General features: G+C 61.3%; 16 protein-coding genes. 5 read left to right on the forward strand and 11 right to left on the reverse strand.

What is annotated here, in order from left to right; translation table 11 throughout:
• Window positions 1-50 precede the first annotated feature (50 nt).
• The 6 genes from DWV58_RS05860 to metK form a co-directional block, all read right to left on the reverse strand.
• Window positions 51-1,265 carry an ABC transporter permease gene (locus DWV58_RS05860; RefSeq protein WP_117776488.1) on the reverse strand — a complete coding sequence of 405 codons (1,215 nt, stop codon included), beginning with the start codon at window positions 1,263-1,265 and terminating at the stop codon, window positions 51-53.
• Window positions 1,262-2,035: an ABC transporter ATP-binding protein gene (locus DWV58_RS05865; protein WP_117776489.1), complete on the reverse strand. Its 774-nt coding sequence runs from the start codon at window positions 2,033-2,035 to the stop codon at window positions 1,262-1,264. The genes DWV58_RS05860 and DWV58_RS05865 overlap by 4 nt, the downstream gene beginning before the upstream one ends.
• Window positions 2,035-3,456: an efflux RND transporter periplasmic adaptor subunit gene (locus DWV58_RS05870; RefSeq protein ID WP_158564531.1), complete on the reverse strand. Its 1,422-nt coding sequence runs from the start codon at window positions 3,454-3,456 to the stop codon at window positions 2,035-2,037. Before DWV58_RS05870 ends, DWV58_RS05865 begins: the two co-directional genes overlap by 1 nt.
• A 132-nt stretch (window positions 3,457-3,588) precedes the next feature.
• On the reverse strand, window positions 3,589-5,313 hold the full coding sequence (locus DWV58_RS05875; RefSeq protein WP_117776491.1) for a L,D-transpeptidase: 1,725 nt from the start codon (window positions 5,311-5,313) through the stop codon (window positions 3,589-3,591).
• Between the two features lie 140 nt (window positions 5,314-5,453).
• A complete protein-coding gene (sdaAA, locus tag DWV58_RS05880; RefSeq protein ID WP_117583486.1) occupies window positions 5,454-7,061 on the reverse strand; it encodes an L-serine ammonia-lyase, iron-sulfur-dependent, subunit alpha in 1,608 nt (535 codons plus the stop codon).
• 313 nt (window positions 7,062-7,374) lie between these two features.
• Complete coding sequence (gene metK / locus DWV58_RS05885; RefSeq protein WP_117583487.1) at window positions 7,375-8,655, reverse strand: methionine adenosyltransferase; 1,281 nt, start codon at window positions 8,653-8,655, stop codon at window positions 7,375-7,377.
• Window positions 8,656-8,938: 283 nt separating this feature from the next.
• Between metK and gltX the strand changes: the two genes are divergently transcribed.
• From gltX to DWV58_RS05910, 5 genes are all read left to right on the forward strand, one after another.
• Window positions 8,939-10,414: a glutamate--tRNA ligase gene (gltX, locus tag DWV58_RS05890; protein WP_117776492.1), complete on the forward strand. Its 1,476-nt coding sequence runs from the start codon at window positions 8,939-8,941 to the stop codon at window positions 10,412-10,414.
• 271 nt (window positions 10,415-10,685) lie between these two features.
• The gene (priA, locus tag DWV58_RS05895; protein WP_233540527.1) at window positions 10,686-13,079 is read left to right on the forward strand and encodes a primosomal protein N'; all 2,394 of its coding nucleotides are present in this window, start codon (window positions 10,686-10,688) and stop codon (window positions 13,077-13,079) included.
• Between the two features lie 18 nt (window positions 13,080-13,097).
• Window positions 13,098-13,634, forward strand: coding sequence for a peptide deformylase (def, locus tag DWV58_RS05900; RefSeq protein ID WP_117776494.1), 537 nt, complete (start codon window positions 13,098-13,100; stop codon window positions 13,632-13,634).
• A 330-nt stretch (window positions 13,635-13,964) separates the two neighbouring features.
• Window positions 13,965-14,885 (forward strand): methionyl-tRNA formyltransferase, encoded by a 921-nt coding sequence (fmt, locus tag DWV58_RS05905; RefSeq protein WP_117776495.1) that lies wholly within the window; start codon window positions 13,965-13,967, stop codon window positions 14,883-14,885.
• Window positions 14,882-16,282 carry an RsmB/NOP family class I SAM-dependent RNA methyltransferase gene (locus DWV58_RS05910; protein WP_117776496.1) on the forward strand — a complete coding sequence of 467 codons (1,401 nt, stop codon included), beginning with the start codon at window positions 14,882-14,884 and terminating at the stop codon, window positions 16,280-16,282. Before fmt ends, DWV58_RS05910 begins: the two co-directional genes overlap by 4 nt.
• Before the next feature lie 140 nt (window positions 16,283-16,422).
• Here the strand turns inward: DWV58_RS05910 and DWV58_RS05915 are convergent, their stop codons facing one another.
• The 5 genes from DWV58_RS05915 to DWV58_RS05935 all read right to left on the reverse strand — a co-directional run bounded on the left by DWV58_RS05915 (window position 16,423) and on the right by DWV58_RS05935 (window position 24,982).
• Entirely contained in the window at window positions 16,423-16,659 is a 237-nt protein-coding gene (locus tag DWV58_RS05915) for an FmdB family zinc ribbon protein (protein WP_117583493.1), read from the reverse strand.
• 88 nt (window positions 16,660-16,747) lie between these two features.
• Window positions 16,748-20,044 carry a 4-alpha-glucanotransferase gene (locus tag DWV58_RS05920; RefSeq protein WP_117776497.1) on the reverse strand — a complete coding sequence of 1,099 codons (3,297 nt, stop codon included), beginning with the start codon at window positions 20,042-20,044 and terminating at the stop codon, window positions 16,748-16,750.
• 215 nt (window positions 20,045-20,259) lie between these two features.
• A complete protein-coding gene (glgA, locus tag DWV58_RS05925) occupies window positions 20,260-22,611 on the reverse strand; it encodes a glycogen synthase GlgA (protein ID WP_199586012.1) in 2,352 nt (783 codons plus the stop codon).
• A 90-nt stretch (window positions 22,612-22,701) separates the two neighbouring features.
• Window positions 22,702-23,829: a glucose-1-phosphate adenylyltransferase subunit GlgD gene (gene glgD, locus DWV58_RS05930; RefSeq protein WP_117776498.1), complete on the reverse strand. Its 1,128-nt coding sequence runs from the start codon at window positions 23,827-23,829 to the stop codon at window positions 22,702-22,704.
• A 4-nt stretch (window positions 23,830-23,833) separates the two neighbouring features.
• Window positions 23,834-24,982 (reverse strand): glucose-1-phosphate adenylyltransferase, encoded by a 1,149-nt coding sequence (locus DWV58_RS05935; RefSeq protein ID WP_035138263.1) that lies wholly within the window; start codon window positions 24,980-24,982, stop codon window positions 23,834-23,836.
• Window positions 24,983-25,039: the final 57 nt, after the last annotated feature.

The following is a 25,039-nucleotide window of genomic DNA, read 5'->3' on the forward strand; positions in this document are numbered from 1 at the left end:
CTAGATAGCATATTTCAGTCCCTAATTCACCGCAACTTGTTGGTGGTGGCTTACTGGTAGCGTAGGCACTCCACCGGGTCGAGCTTGGCGGCTCGGCGGGCGGGGTAGAAGCCAAAGATTACGCCGATGCCGACGGAGACGGCGAAGGCCAGCAGCACCGTGGCGATTGAATAGCTCGGTGTGATCTGCCCGCTGGCACCGAGCTCGCTGAGAACCCCTGATCCTGCGGCAAACATCGCGAGGCCCCAGGCCAGCAGATAGCCAATCAGGACACCCAGCAGGCCACCGGTGACGCACAGCGCCGAGGACTCGGCCAAAAACTGCGCGGTGATATCGCGACGACTGGCGCCCAGGGCACGGCGAATACCGATCTCGCGGATTCGCTCGGTCACGTTGGTGAGCATCATATTCATAATGCCGATCCCGCCGACAAGCAGCGAGATACTGGCGACAGCACCCATGATGAGCGAGAATGCGCCCATAAAGGAGTTGAGTGCATCGATGGCGCTTTTCATGGAGGTCGCCGATACACTGTCGTACTCATCGTCCTCCGAGATGCCCTTCATCGCGCGCACCTTGGACTCGATGTTTTTGCAGAGCTCATCCATGTCCGTGCCCTCGGCGGCAAGTGCCGTCACGCTGGGGAATGAAGGATTCTCGTCGCCAAACAGGCCGGAGATGGTTTCGCGTGGCATATACAGCGTGAGCGAGCCCATGGAGTCGCTGCCGCCATCAATCACGCCTACAATCTGCACCTCGCCGTTGGACACTTTGATGGTTTTTCCCAGCGCATCCTGTTCGTTGCCGTAAAGCTGATCGGCGCCGCCGCGGCTGATGAGCGCCACGCGCGAGCCTGCCTTTGACTCGACATCGGTGTAGGTGCGCCCCACAACGAGCTTACTGGCACCCACGGCGTCGAGCATGTCGCTATCGACACCCTGTGCCATGACGGTATAGCTTTTATCGCCGATCTTGTACTCGGTATACGCGCTGTTGACAATGCCGATCTGTTCTATCTGCGGTACCAGTTTTTTAAGCTTCTGGACGTCAGAATCAGAGAGTTCTTGGGACGAATAGATCTGAACCATGCGAGCTGCGTTGAGGCCCAAGCTGTTGACCAAGCTGTTTTGGATGCCGCCGATGAGCGAAGTCATGGCGATAACCGAGGCGATGCCGATGACAATGCCCAGGATGGTGAGCAGGCTGCGACCCTTGTTGGCCTCGAGCGAGTGAAGGGCTTCCTGGATAAGATCGCGGGCGCTCATGTCATCACTCCTTTCGGCGGGTTGGCGGAGGCGGAAATCATGGGCAGGCTATCTATGGCGCTGCGTAGGGTCCGCGGTGCATGCGGAATATACGCGCCGTCGTGAATGCGACCGTCGCGGATGGTCACGGCACGGTCGGCCTCGGCGGCAATGCCGGGGTCGTGTGTGATAAGCACGATGGTTTTGCCGCGCTCCTGGAGCTTGTGGAAGGTTTCCATGACGAGCGCTCCCGTGGCGGAGTCCAGGTTGCCCGTCGGCTCGTCGGCCAAAATGATGGGTGGATCGTTGACAAGGGCGCGCGCGATGGCGACGCGCTGCATCTGACCGCCCGAGAGCTCGGATATGCGGTGGTCCCAGTGGTCGACGGGCAGCGTGACAGCCTGCAGCGCGTGCACGGCGCGCATTTCGCGCTGGCTTCGGGGCACGTTGGTGTAGGCCAGCGGCAGCATGACGTTTTCGATAACCGACAGGCGCGGCAGCAGGTTGAAGCTTTGAAAGACAAAGCCAATGCTCAGCGCGCGCACCTCGGTGAGCTCATCATCGTCGAGTTCGGCGACGTTGAGCCCTTGCAGGTAATAGTCGCCCGCCGTTGGTTTGTCCAGGCAGCCCAGGATGTTCATGAGCGTCGACTTGCCTGAGCCCGAGGGGCCGGTGATGGCGACGAACTCGCCGGGATCAACCGCCAGGCTCACGTTGTGCAGAATATGGGCGCAGCCGGCCTCGCTCTCGAAGATGCGGTGCACGTTGCGGATGTCGATGACGGGACGCATTACATGCCCTCGTCGGCAGACGTATTGTCGCCGCCGTCTGCCGTCATGCCTGTGCCGGTATCCGTCACGATGGTGTCGCCGTCGCGTAGCTTGGTAACCGGGACGTCTGGGTTGATTTCGTTGCCCTGGTCGTCGCGCTTGACCTGCGTCTTGCCGACTACGGCTTCGTTATCGTTTTGCGTCACGACGTTCACTTTCACGCGACGGGTTTGCTTGCCCTCGTCATCGGTTGCCACGTTGACGTAATAGTGTTCGCCATCTTCGGTCATGAGTGCCATCGTCGGCACCATAACCACGTCGTCGAGCTTCTCGGTCACTACCGAGACCTCGGCAGTCATACCCGGCTTGAGGCGACTGTCGGGTGCTTCGATGAGGATGTCGACGTTAAAGGTCACGCTGCCGCCGCTACCGGAGCCGGAGTCAGAGTTTGCAACCGAGGCGATAGCCGTGACGGTGCCCTGGCTCACGATATCGGGAAACGCGGGATAGGTCACGTTGGCGCTTTGGCCCACGGCAATTTTGGCGATATCCTTTTCGCCTACCTGAACCGTCACCTTCATCTTGGACAGGTCGGCGATCTGCATGCACTGCTTGCCGCCGCTCGTATCGCTTTCGCCCATGATCATTCCGCCTGTTACCGTGGCGCCCACCTTGGCGTTGAGCTCCACGATGCTGCCCGAGCTCGGGGCCGTGACCGTTCGGCTGGCGGCCTTGGCGTTCGCCTGATCGAGGTTTGCCTGGGCCGATGCGAGACTGCGCTGAGCGGCCGATACGGCGTTCGTGTCCGCTGATGCGGCGGAGATGCCAGCCGCTGCGGAACCTCCGTCGACGTCCGTCGTTGGGTTGGCCTGCGCGGCAGCTGCGGCTTTCTGCGCGTTGGCGAGGTCTTCTTGAGCGGCTGCAACTGCACGCTGCGCCTCGGCAACGTTACGATCGAGCTCGTCGTTTTTAATGGTCATGAGCACGTCGCCCTCGTTGACGGATTGGCCCGCCTGCACGTTGATCGAATCGACCGTGCCGTCGACAGAAGGGGAGACCACTGAGGACGAAATGGGTTTGAGCTGGCCTTTCGCCTCGACCGTTGTGCTAAACGTGCCCTCGGTCACCATGTCGGTTACCGGCTCGCTAGCGCCCTGTGGCTGCGCATTGGTAACCAGGGTTGCGACAATGGCAATGAGCGCGATGGCACCTACGACGCCGACGGCAATACCGCGTCGAATCAGCTTTTTGCGTCGACGGTCGGCACGTTTTGCCTTGAGCTTGGCGTACGCCTCTTCATCGGAAATCTCGGCCGTATCGTTCGTGCGTTCGCTCTGCTTGTCGGCATGTACGTTTGTAATCAGAGGAATCGTTTCGGTGGCACCTTCGGGCGTGTGCTCGGTATCATCCGGGCCCGGGGCGATCGTGGGGACATTCGGCATAGCGTCTCCTTTATAGATAGAACCTCGATAAGTATATGCGCCCATCGGTTGGGATGGGCGCATAGGACGGTTTCTTTCGGAACTGTTAGATTGTTTGCAGCGGTTCCACGTTGTATTAATGCGCGCGTTGCACTACGAGTGGACAACCACGCACAGGCCGACTTTGATGCAGTCGTGAAGTGCCTTTGCATCGGCCAGGCGCAGGTTGATGCAACCGTGGCTGCCGCACCACTTGTACGACTCGGCATTATCGAAGCTCTTGTCGTTTTGCCAGGTGGCGTCGTGGAATCCGACCATATTGCCCTCGAACGGCATCCAATAGCTGACCGGGCTCTCGTATTTGGGCTTGCCGGTCTCGGGGTCCTTGGCACCGATAAGCTTGCTGGCGCCATTGTTGCTGTTGATCTGCCATACGCCCTCGGGGGTGGCGTCCTCTCCCGGCTTGCCAGAAATAAAGTTGGCCTCCCAAACGATATTACCGTTCTCGTCATAGTAGCGCGCGTGCTGCTCGGACAGATCGACGTCGATATACGCCTTCCAGTCGGGCTCTCCCTTTGCGGTAAAGGTGTCGGCCTTCTGGGAGTACTTGATCTCGATTTCGCCGGTCTGCTTGTTGTTAATGGCGTCCTCGACCTGCTTGGCGAGCGAGCTGCTGTCAATGGACCAACCAAAGTCACCGCCTTCGACGGCACACTGCTTGCCATCGGCGCGCGTCCACCAGCGAGTGGAGCCCACGGTATTAAAGCCGTTGGCGAGCTCGGCTGCCCAGCTGCTGATTTGCGACGTATCGAGCGTGGGGTTGGCAGGATCGGCAAAGCTGATCCACTGCAACACGGAGCTGCCATCAACCTTTCCGGCATCCTCGCCGTTGAGCTTGAGGGTCACGTTGACGCCCAAGAAGTTGTTGGCGGCATCGCATGCGGCCTGAATCTGATCATCGGTCAGCGTTCCATTGAGCGGCTCATAGGCATCGTTGCCGAGCTTGGAAAGGTCTACGGTCTCGGACAGCGAGGCAAGCTCGAGCTCGGCATACTTAATGACATGCTCGCGGTCGAGTTTTTCGTTGGAGCGCGCCTTCTCGACGGTAAACTTGCCGGCCTGCTCGTCATAGGAGCTATTGGCCTCGAACGTGCCCGAACGGCCCTCGTTAAACTCATCGATGGCGGTGCCCAGATCCTTCTCAAACTGCTTTTGGTCAAAGGTATCGGAGAGCATGGACAGGTCGACGTCTTGATCAAGATCTACTTCGTTGGAGGTAGCGGTTGTTTTGGTCTTGCCGCTTAAGGATTCTACAAGGCGGACCGGCCATACAAAGGCTTCGTTGTGGTTGATGATCTCTTTTGCGGCAGCTTCGCCGTCGACGATGGGCTCATCGGACTCGGGCTGATAGGTCCAGCTAAAGTCATCGCCCGCCACGGTGAGCTTATAGTGCTTCCACGCTGAGTTGACCTTGGTGGCGGCAGACGAAGCGTTGGAGAACGAGACGTCGACGCCGGCGATGGTGGTGTTGGGGTAGGCTACCTGCGAAAACGCTACGACGCCTACGATATAGACAATGACGATAAGACCCAGGAGGACAAAGAGCGTCGTCTTTTTGCCCGACTTATTGTTCCCGGTGGGTTTGCGCGCGGGGTCGCGATCGCCTCGACCGTGCGTGGGGGGCTGCTTGGGCGTATTGCCGTTTGCCTGGCGCTGCTGGCGCTGCTGGTTCGGGCGTTGCGAAGCGTTTGCCGCACCACGCTGCTGACCGTGGCTCGGCGCGATAGGACGCGGCGACTGAACGCCGCCGGTGTGCCTGCTCGGCTGCTGCGGATCGGGAATCAGTTGAGTTCGATCGTTTTGCGACATCGTATGCATATCCTTCGGATTTCGCCTTGCGGCTCATCGTGTTTTTACTGGGCTTGCATTATAGCGATTACCCAGTTGTTTGTGGTATGGAAACGGTGGCATTCAAAAGAGGTGGGACATTTGTCCCGCCTTCGAGTCTTTCTTTGTCGCTATCCGCACACACCGCATTTTGCACAGGCCGAAAGTGCGGCCGGAGCCTGCGCGATGCCACCCTTTGCCGTCTCGCGCAGCGTGGCCGGCAACGCGTGGCCCACGGAGAGCATGACGTGCGCCATCTGGTCAAACGGCACCAGGCTCTTGATACCGGCAAGTGCAAGCTGCGCCGAGCTAAATGCCGCGGCCACGCCGATGGCATTGCGGTTTTGGCACGGCACCTCCACGAGGCCGCCCACCGGGTCGCAGACCAGGCCCAGCAGGTTGCTCAGGGCGATGGAGCTGGCGTCGAGTGCCTGCTCAGGCGTGCCTCCGAGCATCTGCACCAGCGCGGCGGCGGCCATGGCGGCCGCGCTTCCGACCTCGGCCTGACAGCCGCCCTCGGCGCCGGCGACGCAGGCGCTCGTGGTGAGGTTGAGGCCGATGGCGGCGGCGCAGTAGAGGGCGTCCATGACTTGCTCATCGTCCAGTTGCAGATGGTCGGCGAGCGCCAGCACGCAGCCGGGCACGACGCCTGCGGAGCCGGCCGTGGGGGCGGCGACGATCACTCCCATTGTGGCGGAGCGCTCAAGGACGGCCATGGCGCGGGCCACGGCATCGGTCTGGACGGCGCCCATCAGGCTTATGCTCAGATCGTTTCGGCTGGTGGCATCGACAAGCTTTGCCTCGCCGCCGATGAGGCCGCCGAGCGAGCGCTGTGGATTGGAAATGGGGGCTGTGGTCTCTTCGCGCATGACGTCGAGTACGCGGCGCATGGCGGCGATAGCGTGTGCCTCGCCGGTCAGACGTGCCTCGCGCACGGCCATGACGGCGCCGATGTTGAGCCCCAGTTCCTCGCACGCATCGAGCAGCTGCTCGCCGTCGTCGAAGATTTCCTTTGCCGAGACGCCGGGGGAGAGCGACGAGGCAGAACCGGGGAGCTCGATAAAGGTCGCGTAATCGACATTGTCGAGCTTGCGGAGCATGGGGACGACGGTGTCGTCGGGGGCGCCGTCGGTCTCAAAGACGGAGTAGGCCTGGCCGCCCACTTCGGTGCGGTAGGTGCGGCAGAAGGCGATGTTCACATGGGCGTAGGCGAGGAGGTTGGTGAGCGCGGCGAGCACGCCGGGGACGTCCTGGTGTGCCACAAACAGCGTGGAATACATGCCCGAGATATCGACGCCGACGCCGTTAATGCGGCTGATGCGCATCTTGCCGCCACCCAGGCTCTCGCCGCGTACCTGAGCCGTGGCTCCCGTGGCGTCGACCATGTCGATGTCGACCGTGTTGGGGTGGATGGAGGCGTCGTCGCCCTTGATGTCAAAGTGGTAGTCGAGGCCCTGCTCGCGTGCGAGGTCGAAGGCCTGCTTGATGTTCTCGTCGTCGGTGTCGAGGCCCAGGATGCCCGCGACGAGCGCACGATCGGTGCCGTGGCCGCGGTAGGTGTGGGCAAAGGAGTTCCACAGGCCAAAGGTGACCTTAGTGATGCGGCCTTCCAGCAGGCTGGCGGCAACTTGGGCGCAGCGCAGGGCGCCGGCGGTGTGCGATGAGCTGGGGCCGACCATGACGGGGCCCAAGATCTCGAATGCCGAGGTCGTAGCTAGTGTTTGCGGCTTGCCTGCCATGGCTGCTCCTTTGCCTTGTCTCGTCGTCCCGAGGGGCGGGGCATAAGGTCGCCTGCTCGGGCAGTCCTGCTCGCACGGAGAGCACATTAAGTGCTCTCCGGCTCGTGCGGAACTCGCGATCGACCTTATGCCCCGCCCCTCGGGACTAAGGATACATGGTAGAAGTGCGCATGCTGCAAAATTCATTAGCTGGTGACGCAGCGTGGGCTCATATCGATATATCTTCACCACCGGATTAATAAAAAAGAAGTACCGGTTGGAGCCGGTACTTCTATTGGTGCGTTTCTATTTGGCTGTGGCTTTTCTCGTTAGCTTACAGGCCGCAGGCTGCTTTGAGTTCATCGACTCGGTCGGTTTTCTCCCAGGTGAAGTCGGCGTCTTCGCGGCCGAAGTGACCGTAGGCTGCCGTCTTTTCGTAGATGGGGCGACGCAGGTCTAGGTCGCGGATGATTGCGCCCGGGCGCAGGTCGAAGGTCTTCTCTACGGCCTCGACGATCTTGTCCTCGGCAACATGCGCGGTACCGAAGGTGTCGACCATGATTGAGAGGGGCTTGGAAACGCCGATGGCGTAGGCAAGCTCGACTTCGCATCGGTCGGCCAGACCGGCGGCGACCACGTTCTTGGCGACCCAGCGCGCGGCATACGCGGCGGAGCGGTCAACCTTGGTGCAGTCCTTGCCGCTAAAGGCACCGCCACCGTGACGGCCGTAGCCGCCGTAGGTGTCGACGATGATCTTGCGGCCGGTCAGGCCCGTGTCGCCCATGGGGCCGCCCACGACAAAGCGACCGGTGGGGTTTACGTAGATGTCGGCGCCGTCCCAAGGCATGTTCTCGGCAGCCATGACAGGCGCGATGACATGCTCGATGAGGTCGGCCTTGATCTTGCCCATGTCCTCAATCTCGGCAGCGTGCTGCGTGGAGATGACGATGGTCGTGACCTCCACGGGCTTGCCTTCCTCGTAGCGCACCGTGACCTGGGTCTTGCCGTCGGGACGCAGATAGGCGAGGGTGCCGTCGTGACGCACGGCGGCCAGGCGCTCGGCCAGGCGGCTTGCCAGGTAGTGCGGCATGGGCATGAGGGTCTTGGTCTCGTTGGAGGCATAACCGAACATCATGCCCTGGTCGCCGGCGCCGATCAGGTCGATCGGGTCGGTGGTGGCGCCGGTCTGGGTCTCGAAGGACTCGTCGACGCCCTGGGCGATATCGGGCGACTGCTCGTGGATAAGGCTCATAACGCCGCAGGTGTCGCAGTCAAAACCGAACTTGGCACGGTTGTAGCCAATGCGACGGATAACGCCGCGGGCGATTTCCTGTACGTCGACGTAGGCCTGGGTGCGAATCTCGCCGGCGACGATGACGGTGCCGGTGGTCACGAGGGTCTCACAGGCGCAGCGGACGTTCTCCACGTTGGCAGGCACGCCGTTGGGGGCGATGTAGCCCTGCTCCTGGAGCTCTATTTCTTTGGCGAGGATTGCGTCGAGGACGGCGTCGCTGATCTGGTCAGCGATCTTATCGGGATGACCTTCGGTCACCGACTCCGACGTAAAAACAAAGGACCCGTGTTGGGGTGGGATGGAACGAAGTTCTTCTGACATGATTGTCCTTTCAAAAACGTGTCCCGGCGACCGTTACCATTCCGCTGGGCTCTCTATGCAATGGCACATCATAGCGCGTAAATCAAACATTCACACCCTTTCCGCACCTACTCATTGGGGACAGACTTAAATGATCAGCCTTACCTAAGTGCCGACAGGTTGCCCAAAGACTGATCATTTAAGTCTGTCCCCAATGAGTAGGTCGGTGCCCTTTGTGCGGAGGTTGCTTTGATGCTTTATACTAGTGCGGTTAGACATCCATCCTGCAATCGAGGAGATTTCCATGGCATCAGACGTTCGCGTCCGCTTTGCACCCTCACCCACGGGCAAGCTGCACATCGGCGGCGCCCGCACCGCTATCTATAACTGGGCTTTCGCCCGTGCAAACGGCGGCACGTTCATCCTGCGCATCGACGACACCGACCCCACCCGCTCCACCGACGAGAATACGCAGATCATCCTGCGCGCCATGCGTTGGCTGGGCCTGGACTGGGACGAGGGTCCCGAGGTGGGCGGCGACTTTGGCCCCTACGCCCAGACCGAGCGCCTGGACCTGTACAAGCAGGCCGCCCAGAAGCTTTGGGACGAGGGCAAGGCCTATCCCTGCTTCTGCACCAAGGAGCAGCTTGATGCCGACCGCAAGGCCGCGCAGGAGCGCAAGGACCCCTTCCAGGGCTATCAGCGCCGTTGCCGCGATCTTGATCCCGAGGAGGCCCGCCGCCGCATCGAGGCCGGCGAGTCTTACGTCCTGCGCATCAAGGTGCCCGAGGACCGCGGCGACGTCGTTATCCACGACGCCGTCCACGGCGAGGTGACCTTCGACGCCAAGGAGCTCGACGACTTCGTCATCTTCCGCTCCGATGGCACGCCCACGTACAACTTCGCGACCGTCGTCGACGACGCCATGATGAAGATCACCCATGTCATCCGCGGCGACGACCACCTGTCCAACACCCCGCGCCAGGTCATGGTCTACGAGGCCCTCGGCGCGCCCGTGCCCACGTTCGCCCACATCTCCATGATCCTGGGCGCCGACGGCAAGAAGCTCTCCAAGCGCCACGGCGCCACCTCGGTGGAGGAGTACCGCGACGCCGGTTACCTGTCCGACGCCTTCGTCAACTATCTGGCGCTGCTCGGCTGGTCGCTCGACGGCGAGACCACAATCATCCCGCGCGATGTCCTGGCCAGCAAGTTCTCGCTCGACCGCATTTCCAAGAACCCGGCGACCTTCGACCCCAAGAAGCTCGACTGGGTCAATGCCGAGTACATCAACGGCATGTCCGATGCTCAGTTTGCCGACGAGATCATGGTCCCCGAGCTGCACGAGGCGGGTCTCATCGAGGGTAATGTCGAGTACGGCGAGGATTGGATCGACGCGCTTGCCGCCATTGTCAAGCCGCGCACCAAGATGCCGGCCGACGCTGTGACCGTCGCCGCTCCCATCTTCGCTACGGCCGAGACGCTCGAGTATGACGAGAAGTCCGTCAACAAGGGCCTGGCCAAGGAAGGCATGGGTGCCATTCTGGACGCCGCCAAGGCCGCGCTCGAGGGCGTGGACGAGTGGACGGCTGCCAACATCGACGCCGCGCTTGAGCCGCTGCCCGAGCAGATGGACCTTAAGAAGCGCGTGGTGTTCCAGGCCGTGCGCGTCGCCGTCTGCGGCAACATGGTGAGCCCTCCGCTGGGCGAGACCATGGCGCTCGTCGGCCGCGACGACTGCCTAGCGCGCATCGATCGCGCCCGCACGATGGCGCTGTAATCGCTGCGCAAACGTTTGTATCCGAGCCCCGTTCACTCAGAGCGGGGCTCTTGTTTCTGTACCGATGAGTGGGTTGCTGGGACAAAATAATCAGTAGTGTTTGTCCCATGTTCGAGTGACGCAACAAGCTCGACACTCGTATCGGGCATGGGACAAACTCTACTGATTATTTTGTCCCACCCCTTTCAGGTCCGTTCGTTAGAGGTGGTGTATGGCTCAACAACTGTCGCTGTTTGGTTCGCCGGAACCGGAGGAGACTCCGGTGAAGCTCATGCCTGTCGCTGCCTCGGCTCAGCCTAAGCCTGCACCTGAGCCCATCGCTGCCTACGCGAGCGTGGTTCTCGACATTCCTACCCGAGCGCTGTCCGAGCCATTCGCCTACTGCATTCCCCAGTCCCTTGCCAACGAGGCGCAGATCGGATCCACGGTCCTGGTCCACTTTGGTAACCGTGCCGCCGCGGGCTATATCGTTGATATTGCGCCTGAGCTGGGCGACCTGCAGGGTAACAACGCCCTCGACCCCGCGCGTATTAAAGCCGTCGAGGCTATCCTCAGCAAACCGCTCTTTACCGCCGAAGCCGCCCGTATCGCACGCTGGATGAGCCACGAGTACGTCGCAACGCTTTCCGAGTGCCTGCGCCTGTTTTTGCCCCCGGGCGGCAGTCCGCGTGTGGTCAAGGGTGACGACGGCGTGTGGACGGTTGAACGTCCAGCCGTCAAACCCATCCAAAATCGCTGGGTCATGCTCACGCCCGAAGGCTTCGACTATACGCCGCCCAAGACCGCGGTCCGCCAGCGCCAACTCATCGAGGCGCTCCAGTGCGGCCCGGTCACGACGCGCGACCTCAACCTTCTCTATAACAGCATGTCGGCGACCATCAAGGCGCTCGAAAAACGCGGCGTCGTGGTTGTGGAGGAGCGCCGCGCCTGGCGTGGCTGCAGCGAGCAGACCACGCTGTCCTCGGCGAGCGGCAAGGCCCCGATGGCACTCACCAACGGTCAGCGACAGGCCCTCGCGCAGATTGAGCGCGCACGCCTTGACGCTCACGGCGACGTGGTCCTAGTCGATGGCGTCACTGGATCCGGCAAAACCGAGGTCTACCTTTCCGCTATCGAGCGCGTGCTCGCGGCCGGCCGCTCAGCCTGCGTACTGGTGCCCGAGATATCGCTGACAGCCCAGACCGTCGGCCGCTTCCGCTCGCGCTTTGGCGAGACGGTCGCCGTGTTCCATTCGCGGCTTTCGGCCGGCGAGCGCCTGGACCAGTGGGATATGGTTGCCAGCGGTGCGGCCCGCGTGGTCGTCGGCGCTCGCTCGGCGCTCTTTTGCCCGCTCAGCGACTTGGGTCTCATCATCATTGACGAGGAGCACGAGACCAGCTACAAGCAGGGGTCCAGTCCGCGCTACCACGCGCGCGAGGTGGCGGCCGAGATGGCGCGGCGCTACCGCTGCCCGCTCGTGTTGGGCTCCGCCACGCCCTCGGCCGAGGCCCTCGACCACTGCCGCCGTGGAACGTATAACGGCACCACTTGGACGCGCGTCGAGATGCCCGAGCGCCCGGGACACGCCGTGCTGCCCGAGGTCCGCATTGCCGACCTGCGCCGCGAGTTTTCGCACGGTAGCCGTTCAATGTTCTCTAAACCGCTGATGGAAGGTTTGGAGCGCGTTGTAGAGCACCGCGAGAAGGCCGTGCTGCTGCATAACCGCCGTGGCTTTGCGCCGTTCCTGATGTGTCGCGAGTGCGGCTGCGTTCCCACCTGCAACCACTGCTCCACCGCGCTTACGTATCACGAGCGCACGCACACGCTGCAATGTCACACATGCGGATCCTCCTGGCGCGTGCAGCCGTATCCCGCGCCCACGAGTCGTTGCCCCAAATGTGGCAGTCGCTACCTGGCAAAAATGGGGCTGGGCACGCAGCAGATCGAGGACGCACTGCACCAGATGCTGCCCGAGGACGTCGCCATCATCCGCATGGATGCCGATTCCACGCGCGGCAAGGATGCGCACAAAAAGCTGCTCGAGCAGTTCGATGCTGCCGATTGCGCCGTGTTGCTGGGCACCCAGATGATCGCCAAAGGCCTTGACTTTCCCGAGGTCACGCTCGTGGGTGTGGTCAATGCTGACTTCGCCCTCAAGCTGCCGGATTTCCGCGCAGGGGAGCGCGCCTACGATTTGCTTGAGCAGGTCGCCGGTCGCGCCGGTCGCGGCGATCGCCCTGGCGAGGTCATCATCCAGACGTATCTGCCCGAGGATCCGGTCATTCGCGCCGTCGCCGAGCACGATCGCTCGATCTTTACCGACTACGACCTGGACCAGCGTCGCGACGCGCTGTACCCGCCGTTTGTGCGCCTGGTCAACATCTTGGTGTGGTCGGCGAACCGAGACGACGCGCAGGACTACATCGGGCGTATCGCAAAGCTTCTTAAGCGCCGCTGGCATGCCGCCGCGCCCGATTTTTTGCGGGCGGGGAGTGCCGTGCCGCAGGTGCTGGGTCCGGCTTCGTGTGTAATCGAGAGAGCCAAGGACCGTTACCGCTTCCATCTGCTTGTGAAGTCGCCCGTGGGGTACCATGTTTCTGATGATATCGACGCCTGCCTCAAAGAGGTGGGCTCCGTGCGCGGCGTGAGCGTGAGCGTTGACGTCGATGCCTATGATTTGATGTAACAACCCGAAAGGATGGCCATGGAAGCCAACGGAATCGTACTGTCGCCCGACCCCCGCCTGCGTCAAGAGTGCGCCGTCATCGAGGAGATCACCCCGGCGATCGAGGCACTTGCCGAGAAGATGAAGAAGATGATGTTCGAGAACGGCGGCTGCGGCCTTGCTGCCCCGCAGATCGGTGAACTCATTCAGCTCGTCACCATCGACTGCGACTACACCGACAAGAATGACTACGACCCATACGTGCTCATCAACCCTGTTATTGTTGAGCAGAGCGACCATCTGGTGCCGTTTAGCGAGGGCTGCCTGTCCATCCCTGGCATTAGCTGCGAGATCGAGCGTCCCGACCATGTCGTCGTCGAGGCGTACGACTTGGACGCCAACCTGATTCGCTATGAGGCCTCGGGCGATCTGTTCTGCGTGTGCCTGCAGCACGAGATCGATCACCTGCACGGCAACACCATGTTCGAGCGACTGAAGCCGATGCAGAGGCTCAAGGCCGTCAAGGAGTACCAGGACGCCCTGGCCCGCGGCGCTCGACCGGGCGAGACGGAGTAGGTTAATTGTCCGTCCCTGGGATGGGGCCCACACATATCATCCCGTGCTCAAACATTCTCGCTTTGCTGCGAAACTGCGCGCGGGACGATATGTGTGGGCCCCATCCCAGGGACTACGTTGTCGCTCTTCGTTTCGCCCGGGTGCCGTCGGGCCAGGGAGGGGCGTCTTCGCTGATAGGTGCTTTCTTGGGAGGGCTGCTTTTATGCGGCTCTTTCTTTGTTTTTGGGTATATTTGTTTCTGTTGAACTATTCTTGCGGCTGGGCGCGCTTGCGACCAGGAACGCTTTTTTGTAGCCGTCTCGGCTCGTTATTGAGAGGAGACTAACTTTTATGCGTATTGTGTTTATGGGTACGCCTGATTTTGCTGTGCCTTCTTTGACTTCGCTTGTTGAGGCTGGGAATGAGATTGCGCTTGTTGTTACTCGTCCTGATGCTGTTCGTGGGCGTGGTAAGAAGCTGGAGCCGTCTCCTGTTAAGGCTAAGGCGCTGGAGCTGGGGTTGCCGGTCATTGAGGCGAATCGTATGACGCCTGAGGTTGTTGAGGTGCTCCAGGCTGCCCAGGCTGATATTTTCTGTGTGGCTGCCTATGGCTGCATTTTGCCCGATGAGGTGCTGCATATGGCACCGCTCGGTATTGTGAATGTTCATGCGTCCTTGCTGCCTCGTTGGCGTGGGGCTGCTCCTATTCAGCGTGCCATTCTTGCTGGTGATGAGATTGCTGGCGTTTCTATTATGCGCATTGGGCATGGCGTGGATACCGGCGCCTATTGTGCGCAGGCCTCGACCTCGGTTGCCGGTAAGCATGCTGAGGCGCTGACCATGGAGCTTGGTGAGCTTGGCGGTAAGCTGCTGGCCGATACGCTACCGTCGCTTGCCGATGGTACGGCGGTGTGGATCGAGCAGGATGAGTCGCTTGTCACCCATGCTGCGAAGATTTCCAAGCAGGAGATGCGTCTTGATCCGCAGATGGCGGCGCTCGATTGCGTGCGTCATGTGCTCGCTTCGTCCGATACCGCACCTGCTCGCTGCGTGATTGCCGGCAAGACCGTTCGCGTGCTCGATACTGCGCTGGCCGATGTTTCGCTTGGCGAGGGCGCTGTTGACGTTAAGAACAAGCGTGTTTACCTGGGTCTTTCCGATGGCTCGATTGAGTTGCTCGAGGTTAAGCCCGATGGCAAGCGTGCTATGACTGCTTCTGCTTGGTCTGCTGGCCTGCAGGGTGCCGATCTTATCTGGGGTGTTTTGTCATGAGCAGGCTGTCTCCCGCGCGCAAGCTTGCGCTCGATGTGCTGATGGAGGCCGATCGCCGCGGCATGTATGCACGTGACGTGCTGTCCTCTCGCGCATCGGCCAAGGCTATTGACCAGCGCGATTCCGCTTTTGCCGCCCGCTTGGCGCTGGGTGTTGCCGCCACGCAGGGTATTTTGGACGAGCTGCTCGATCAGTTTCTCGATAAGCCCAAAAAGGTTGCGCCGCGCGTTCGCATGGCGCTTCGTATTTCTGCCTTCGAGATGCTCTACCTGCATACGCCTGGCCGCGTTGCCGTAAGTCAGGGAGTTGAGCTGGTTCGCTGCGGTGCTAAGTCCGCCGCCGGTCTGGCGAACGCCGTTCTGCATAAGGTTGCGGACAACGTCGATGATTTTGCCGCCGCGGTGGATGCCGATGAGTCTGAGCGACGCTTGGTTCGCCTGTCTCGCCTGATGGGCTTGCCGCGATGGCTGTGCGCTCGCATTATGGCATCGTTTGACACACCAGAGGGTGCGCTTAACTTTGCCGGCAATCTGGCCCCCGCGCCGCTGGCCCTGCATGAGAACGCTTTTGCTTCCAAGCCCGATCCGTATATCTCGCAGCTCGTCGCGCCTGTCTTCCCGGGCTGCCATGCCCCGGTTGATGCCCAGGTTACCGTTGCTTCGGGTGTGTTTGAGCGTGCTGCCGCGGTGGCCTCGGACCTTAACGCCCAGCTTATCGCCACAGCTGCCACGCGCCCTGGTTGCTGCCTTGAGATTGGTGCCGGCCGTGGCACCAAGACCTATGTGATGATGTGCCAGGCCAAGCGTGCGGGCTATGAGCGTCAGCATACGGCGCTCGATTTGCATGATCGCAAGTGCGACCAGAATCTCGCTCGCCTGCATAAGGCAGGTATTCAGGGCGTTCGTACGGTTTCGGGTGATGCTTGCGAGCTTGATGAAGTACTGACGTCGTTTGATGCCATGCTTGGCGAGCCGGTTAAGTTCGATACGGTCTTTATCGATGCGCCGTGCTCTGGCACCGGAACCATGCGTCGTCATCCCGAGATCCCGTGGCGCCTGACCGAAAAGGATGTGACGGTTGAGCTGCCCAAGCTGCAGCTGACGATGCTCAAAGAGGCTGCTGCGCGCGTGGCTGCCGGCGGCGAGCTCATCTATGCGACGTGCTCGGTTTTCGACGAGGAGAACACGCAGGTCGTGGACGCGTTCCTTGCTTCTCCCGAGGGTGCCGGCTTTAGCGTTGCACCGCTTTCCGAGGCGCAGATTCTTCAATTGCCTGAGTTCGCCCAGGCCAAGAAGCTCGTATCCGTACGCCAGAACGATCGAGGCCTCTTCCAAAGCGTGCCGGTAAACGCCGACTCCTACGACGGCCACTTCTGCGCCCGCCTGGTCCACAAGTAACGACTAAGTTGCGGTGAAATAGGGATTGAATAGCGGCTTCTGCCCGCCAAACAGTCCTTATTTCACCGCAACTCATAAGGAACCTGGGCAGCTAAAGAATCAGCCCCGCGATTGGTGTTGGTCGCGGGGCTGATTGGTTTCTAGTGGCTATGCGGGCAGTTGGCGCAGCAACCGCTGGTGGCGCTGGTGCTGGAGCCGCCACTGCGCTGATCAGTGTTGTAGAAGCCGCTGCCCTCAAACTTGATGCCGCTGGCCGAGAACGTCTTGGCGGCCGGAGCGCCGCAGTTGGGGCACACGACCTCGGGGGTCTCGGACATGGGATGCTCAACCTCAAACACGTTGCCGCAGCTCGAGCACTTGTAATCGTAGCGCGCCATAATACTTCCTTTTCAGCACAAAGCGGGCAGATTACTCTGCCCGCAAAAATTCAAACGTCTGTAACTGTACCCTATATCGGGCGTTTTATCACGCTTCGCCCCAGAATCTATGCGTGTTGCGCAGGAGCTGTGCGGTTTTGCTCTCGGCGGCCGCAACGTCGGCCTCGTCAGCCTGCCAGGTCCAGTTGCCCGTGGCCACGCCCGGTACGTTCATGCGCGCGTCGTCGCCCAGCCCCAGGACATCCTGCAGCGGCATCATCACCAGGGGAGCGTCGCTTGTCAGCGCGTCACTCATCAGCTTGGCTGCCACCTCAACACCGCTCGGCTCGTCGCCGCCCGCAAAGGAGCGCGTGCACCAACCCGCGAGCGTCGACGTGTCGTGAGTCGATGTGTACAGGATCTTGCCGGGCGTAGGGTGCACGCCGCAACGAACGTCGTAATCGCTAAACTCCAGTACGTCCATACCGGGGAAGCCGCAAGTCGAAGCCATGGCGCGAACACCGGGCGTCAGGTAGCCCAGGTCCTCGGCGATAAAGTTGAGCGGCCCCAACTCGTCATAGGCGGTCTGGAAAAGGTCCTTGCCCGGGCCTGCCAGCCAACGCCCGTCGGCGCAGGCCTTACCTGCGGGAATGCTAAAGTAGCTGTGGAAGCCCAGGAAGTGATCCAGGCGCACGCGGTCGTAGAGCGAGAACGCACGACGTAGGCGATCCATCCACCAGCGGTAGCCGTTCTGCTTCATGTGGTCCCAGCGGAACGTCGGGTTGCCCCACACCTGGCCCTCGGGCGCAAAGTTGTCGGGCGGCGCGCCAGAAATCTCAATCGCCTTACCGGTATCGGACAGCCAGAAGTTCTCGGGCTCGCTCCATGCATCGGCCGAATCGTCCGAGACATACATCGGGATATCGCCGATGACCTCGATGCCCTTCTTGTGCGCGTAGTTCATGAGCTCGCACCAGGCTAGGTCAAAGCGGTACTGCATGTACGCCTGCAGCTCTGCCTCGTCGTGGAAACGCTTGTCGTCAATCAGGTGCTCGTTGTAGCGCGCGACATCCGTCGGCCAATCGTGGCGCGACTCGCCCTCAAAGTACTTCTTAACGGCCATGTAGACGCAGTATTTCTCGAGCCAATCGGCGTTGCGATGTTTAAACGCGGTGTAGAGCGGATCGGCATCTTCGCCGCCACGGGCCTTCCAGGTCTCAAAGTCGGCGGCTAGCTCCTTGTGACTCTCGGGCAGCAGGTCGATATTGCCAGCAAAAGCCGAGGGCCCGGCATAGGGGGAGCGGAAGAAATCCGTCGGGTTGACGGGCAGGACCTGCCAGTAGCGCATGCCCATAGCGGACAGATGGTCGATAAAGCGACGCGTTGGTGCGCCGATCGTGCCGGGCTTGCCGTCATCGGTCGGTACCGAGGTGATATGGCACACAACGCCCGCGCCGTGATCGAGCGGCTCCTGCAGGCGCTGCTCGGCATGGTGATAGATGATCGACGAGCCCAGCGGATACAAATCGAGCGTGACCGTGCCGTTGTGAATCTCGCACTCGTGACCGCTGATCACGTCACTCGCGCATTCATCGAGCGCCGGAATCGTCACGCGGTGCGAATTGCGCAGACTACGATTAATGATAACCGTCGCGGACTCGCCATCCTTGCCCGTGCGGTTGTATGCCAGCACCTCGTCGTTGAGCGCGAAGGCCTTGATCTCGCCGTCGATCATAAACGGCAGTGCGCGGCGTACGGCGGAGGCGTTTTTGACAATAGCCAGCGTGTCGAAGTCGTGCAGTTGGTCCTTGGCCGGCAGGGTGCGGCGGTTGCCCGGATCGGTTAGACCCTCCAGGCCGTATTCGTCGCCGTAGTAGATCGAAGGCACGCCGGGGAAGGTCATCTGCATGAGCGTGGCGAGCCAAAAACGGCTCTTGGCTAGGCCCATCGAGTTCTCGTCCAGGCGCCATTTGCTGCGCTCGCACTCGGGCAGCTGCGACTCGTCGGGGCCGCCGCCGAGCACCGAGATAATGCGCGGACGGTCGTGGCTCGAAAGCAGATTAAGTGCGCAGGACAGGGCCTCACGGGGATAGTTCTCGCGCAGGGTTTCGATATCCTCGGCTGCCTGGTAGGCGTTCTTGTAGCCCATCAAAAAGCCGATGACCATGTCGCGGAAGGGGTAATCCATAGCAGAGTCCAACTCGGAGCCCTGTAGGTAGCGACGCAGATGGCCGTAGCTGATCTTGTTGGAGGCATCTTCCCAGACCTCGCCGAGCAACAGCGCATCGGGCTTTTCGGCAAGTACGGCCTTCTTGATCTCGGCCAGGAAGTCGTCGGAAAGCTCGTCAGCGACGTCCAGGCGCCAGCCATGAGCGCCGGCACGTAGCCATTTACGGATCACGCCGTCCTTGCCCAGAAGCCGCTCGCGTACCAGCTCGGAGCTCTCATTGATGGCGGGCATATTGCCCACGCCCCACCAGCAGTCGTATGAGCCGTCCTCGTGGAAATAAAACGCATCGCGCCATGGCGAATCCTCGCTCTGCCACGCGCCCACGCCGGGGTAGTTGCCGTAGCGGTTGAAATAGATCGAGTCATCGCCCGTGTGGTTGAAGACGCCGTCCAGAATGATGGAGATGCCCAGCTTCTCGGCCGCCTGGCACAGCTCGGTAAAGTCCCGCTCGGTGCCCAGGATCGGGTCGATCTTGGTGTAGTCGGCCGTGTCGTAGCGGTGGTTGCTCGCGGCTTCAAAAATGGGGTTGAGGTAGATGGCCGTAAAGCCCAGCTCGGCGATGCGAGGCAGGTCTTCCTGGATGCCCTTGAGCGACCCGCCGTAGAAGTCCCAGGTTTTGATGGAGCCGTCTTCGGCGCGCTCGTACACGGGCGGCTCGTTCCAGTCCTCGACCATGCGGCGCTGGATTCCGTTGCGCGGTTTTTCGACTTCGGCCAGCGTGCGCTCGCGCCAGTTTTCGTCGCGGGCATAGCGGTCGGGGAAGATCTGGTAAACCATGCCACGCTCGTACCACTCGGGACGAACTTCGCGGTGCTTGTAGACGGTGACCTGGAACGACGGAACCTCGGCGTAGTCGTAGGTTACGCCCTCGCCGCCGGTGCGGCCCTGCGGTGCGCCCAGACGAACCTCGGGCTGGCCCTCGATATTGCAGATAAAGCTGTACCAGATAAGACAGGGCTCGGTGCACTCAAGCTCTACGGTAAAGATGCCGTCGCCCTCGTGCGTCATGGGATACAGAGTTTCCCCGATCTCATCGACCCAGGTTCGCAGCGTAAGCGTTGCCTGGTTGGGGTCGGCATCCTCCAAAATTACCGACAGCGAAACGGAAGTTCCTATGGTCACAGCGCCAAACGGAGTGCGAAACTGCGGCAGACGGCTGTTGTGTATCAATCTCATAATACGGTCCAGTTCAATAGAATCACGGCCTGCGGGCCATGGCTTTACGCACAGGATGTAAGTATATCTGTTGTACATAGGCTGTATAAACAACATCCGTTTACCATCGGCGAACGGTTGTCCTAGAAAATCGTTTTACCAACTATTAACAGAGAAGGGGCCCCCGGTTGGAGCGCCCCTTGCTTAGGGTTTGATGAGGTTTTGGATCGTCTGGATTAGCGGCGCTTGCGGGTGGCCGTTGCCTTGCGGACGGAAGTCTTCTTGGTCGGAGCCTTTTTCTCGGTCGGAGCGGCAGGGGAGACCGGGGTCTCCTTGGCAGGCTCGGGCTTAGCCTCCGCCTTCGGGGCAGCCTTGGTCTTAGCCTTGACCTCGGCGGCCTTCGGTGCCGGCTCGGGCTTGGTCTCCTCTTTGACGGCGGCGGGCATAGCCTCTGCCTTAGGAGCAGCAGCCTTGGTCGTGGTCTTTTTGGCCGTCGTTGCAGTGCGCTTGCGCGTGGTGGTCTTGGCGGTCGGCTTGGCCTCGACAGCTGCCTCGGCCTTGGGCTCGGCGGCTGCCTCCTCGGCCTTGGTCGCAGTAGCATTTGCGGCGGCCTTCGGAGCGGCCTTGGTCGCAGTAGCCTTGACGGCCGTCGACTTCGTTGCCGTGTTCTTCTTGACGGTCGTTGCCTTCTTGGCGGTCGTGGTCGTCTTCTTGGCAGCGGTCTTTGCCGGAGCCTTGGCGGCCGGCTTGGCCTCTGCGACCTCGGCCTTTACCTCGGGAGCAGCCTCGGCCTCGGCGGCTTTCTTGGCAGCGGCGGTGGTGCGCTTGCGCGCGGTCGTTGTCTTGGCAGCGGTGGTCTTGCTCGCGGTCGCGGTCTTGCTCGCAGCGGCTTTCGTGGTCGTGGCCTTCTTCGCCGTCGTCTTACGAGTCGCGGTCTTCTTAGCTGCGGGCTTTACAGCAGGCTTGACCTCGACCTCTGCCTTGGGAGCAACCTCAGCCTTCACCTCAGGCTCGGCCTTTGCGGGCTCAGCCTCAACAGACTTCTCCTCGGCCTTGGGCTCCTCGGCGGCCACCGGCTCAGCAACAGCCTCAGGCTCGTCGACAACAGCCGCTGGCCTCTCAATCTCCGGATGCATAAAGAAGTACAGGTCCAGATACTTGTCGGCCGAGCGCGTCCAGCTAAAGTCCTGGCTCATGGCCTGCGTGACCAGCTGGTTCCAGGCATCGCGGTTGTCCCAGAACAGGCGCGCCGCGCGGAACACGGCGTCGCCCATCTCGTCGCCGTTAAAGTTACTAAACGAGAAGCCCGTGCCCTCGCCGGTAAACTCGTTATACGGGATTACGGTGTCCTTCAGACCGCCGGTCTCGCGCACGATGGGCAGGGTGCCGTAGCGCATGGCGATGATCTGCGACAGGCCGCAGGGCTCAAACTTCGACGGCATCAGGAACATGTCGGCGGCGGCGTACATGCGCTGCGACAGCGCCGGATCAAACTCGATGCGCGCGGCCATGGTGCCGGGGTACTTGTCCTGGAAATAGCGCAGGCCGTCCTCGTAGTCGCGGTCGCCGGTACCCAGCACGGCCACCTGTACGCCTCCGGCCAGGATGCGGTCGAGCGCGTACATGACCAGGTCCATGCCCTTCTGGCGCGTCAGGCGCGTGACCATCACCATGAGCGGACGGTCGTCGCGAACCTCGAGCCCCAGCTCTTCCTGCAGCTTGGCCTTGCACACGGCCTTGCCGGAACGGTCGTCAACCGTGTAGTTGGCGGCAATGCGCTTGTCGGTCGCCGGGTCAAAGCCCGCCACGTCAATGCCGTTGAGGATGCCCTGCAGCGCATAGGAGCGCTCGCGCAGCACGCCGTCCAGGCCCTCGCCAAACTCGGGCGTCTGGATCTCGTTGGCATAGGTGGGGCTCACCGTGGTGATGGCGTCGGCATAGCGCAGCGCGCCCAGCATGTAGTTGACGCTGCAGGCGTCGCAACGCAGCTGCGAGGCGGCCGCCGGAATATGCGCCACACCCAGGATGTCCTCCATCACGGTGTCGCTAAACTGGCCCTGGAACGCCACGTTGTGGATCGAGAACACGGTCTTGACGCGGTCGTACAGCGGAAGGCCCTGGTAGAACTCGCGCAAGAAAACGGGCGCCAGTGCCGTCTGCCAGTCATTGCAGTGCAGGATGTCACACTCAAAACCGGCCGGCAGGTGCTGCAGGCTCTCGGTGATGGCCTTGGAGAAGAACGCAAAGCGCTCGCCGTCATCAAAGAAGCCATACGGATAGTCGCGAGCAAAGTAGCGCTCGTTGTCGATGAACATATAGGTGACGCCGTCGTGCTCGAGCTTCTCGAGCCCGCAGTACTCGTTACGCCAGCCCAGGCTCACGTAAAAGTCGGAGAAGTGCTCCATCTGCGCCTTGTACTCGTCCTTGATGGTGGCGTACTTGGGCACCATCACGATAACTTCGGCGCCGGCGCGCACGAGCGCCGCAGGCAGCGAGCCCGCCACGTCGCCCAGGCCACCGGTCTTAACAAACGGTGCGCACTCGGCCGAGGCAAACACAATCTGCATCTTTTTGCTGGAATCTGCCATATTGTCTCCCATGTTGCAATTCGAGAATAGCCGCCTGGCGCTAACCGGGCGGCTATTCTACATGTTACGAGCGATGTTGCGGTGCCAACGTTAACGCACGATGGTGGTGTCGGAAGTTAACGGAGCCTTGCCCAGCACCAGGATGTTCTCGGGCGTGCCGCGAAGCTCGGTGTTGGTGGGAACCACGTTGTTCTTGTCCAGGATGGCATTCTCGACGCGGGCGCCGCTCTTGATGATGCAGCTCTGGTTGATGATCGAGTTGGTCACCGATGCGCCTTCCTCGACCACGACGCCGCGCGACAGGATCGAGTTGCGCACGGTGCCCTTGATGATGCAGCCGGCCGAGATGATCGAGTTGCACGCGTGGCTGCCGGTCGCATAGCGCGAAGGCGGCACGTCGTGAGCCTTGGTCAGGATCGGGCGCTCGGGAACGAAGAGCTGGTCGGCCACGGTCTGGTCGAGCAGGTCCATGCTGCGGCGATACAGCGACTTTTCGCTAAACACGCCCACGACCTCGCCCTTGTACTCGTAGCTGCACACGTCGATGTTGCCAAAGTCGCCCTGGAGTGCCTCGAGCAGGTCCAGATAGTCGGCGGCCTGGTAGTGGTCGATAATCTCGAGGAGCGTCTCGCGGTTGACGATGCAGCAGTCCATGGAGGCGTTGTCGCCGTACGCGACGCCGGCGCTCACGCCCGTCAGGCGGCCGTTCTCGTTAATCTCGAGTTTGGTCTCGTCTTCGACATTGCGCGTGGCCTTGCAGTACACCACGGTCATCTGGGCGCCGGAGTTCTCGTGCGCCTCGATGATGGTGTTGAGGTCCATGTTAAAGATGATGTTGGTGCCCATCATCACGACATAGGGATTCTCCGAGCGCTGGAACAGCGTCTTGTTGGAGATGATGTCGCGCAGCAGGAAGCGCATGCCGCCCTTGGTGGTGCCATACGCGTTGCCGGGCACCATGAACAGGCCGCCCTTCTTGCGATCAAGGCCCCAGTCCTTGCCCGAGCCCACGTGGTCGATCAGCGAGCGGTAGTTACCCGGCATGACGACACCGACGGTCTTAATGCCGGCATTCATCATGTTGGACAGCGGAAAGTCGATCAGGCGGTAGCGGCCCAAAAACGGAACGGACGCGATGGGGCGGTCCTTGAGCAGGACGCTGCCGTAGGTCGAAGAGTAGTTAGCGGTGATATAGCCGATGGCCTTGCGATTGATCATCGGATCATTCCCCCTTCCCGATAACGACGTCATTTCCAACGACGGCCGTATCCTTGGTGGTATCGACAGAGCCGAGCTTCACGCCCTCTTCGACCGTGGAGTTCTCGCCCAAAATAGCGCGGCAGATGTGCGCGCCGCTCTTAACGTGCGCACCCGGCAGCAGCACGGAGTCCTCGACCACGGCGCGCTCCTCGATGATGACATCGGTCGAAAGGATCGAGTGGCGAGCGGTGCCGTAGATCTTGCAGCCGTTGGAGACCAGGCAGTCGTCCAGGCGGCCGTCCGGTCCAATGTAGTGCGGCGGACGCGTGGTGATGTTGGACATGATGGGGAAGTTCTTGTCAAACAGATCGAACTCGGGGTTGTTGCCCAGCAGGTCCATCGAGGTCTCGTGGAAGCTGGCGATGGTGCCGACGTCCTTCCAAAAGCCGTGGAACTCGTAGCTGTACAGGCGCTTGTTCTCGCCGAGCAGCTTGGGGATGATGTCCTTGCCAAAGTCGTGGCTCGAGCGCTGGTCCAGAGCATCCTCCTCGAGCGCCTCGATCAGCACGTCGGCCGAGAAGATGTAGATGCCCATGGACGCGAGGTTCGAATCGGGTTTCTCGGGCTTCTCGGTGAACTTGGTGATGCGGCCGTCCTCGGGGTCGGTGGTCAGGATGCCAAAGCGGCTGGCCTCCTCCCACGGCACGGGCATAACGCTCACCGTGAGGTCGGCGTTGTTCTCAATGTGCGTCTTGAGCATCTTGCGGTAGTCCATGCGATACAGGTGATCGCCCGAAAGAATCAGGACGTACTTGGGGTCGTTGGCCTTGATGTAGTCGAGGTTCTGCGTAATGGCGTCGGCCGTGCCCGCATACCAGGCGCCACCGGTCTGCGTCTCGTACGGCGGCAGGATCGACACGCCGCCGTCACGGCTGTCCAGATCCCACGCCTCGCCGGAGCCCACGTAGGCATGCAGCAGGTAGGGACGGTACTGCGTCAGAACGCCCACCGTGTCGATACCCGAGTTGGAGCAGTTGGAGAGCGAAAAGTCGATAATGCGGAACTTGCCACCAAAGCTAACCGCCGGCTTAGCGATCTTTTGGGTGAGTGCCCCCAATCGGCTGCCCTGTCCTCCTGCGAGGAGCATCGCGATGCATTCTTTCTTACTCATCGATTTCTCCTTCTGTCATCGATGTTCCTAAACCCATTAGCGACGGGCACGGCGCTC

The sequence above is a fragment of the Collinsella sp. AF11-11 genome, assembly GCF_003465485.1.
GTDB lineage: Bacteria > Actinomycetota > Coriobacteriia > Coriobacteriales > Coriobacteriaceae > Collinsella.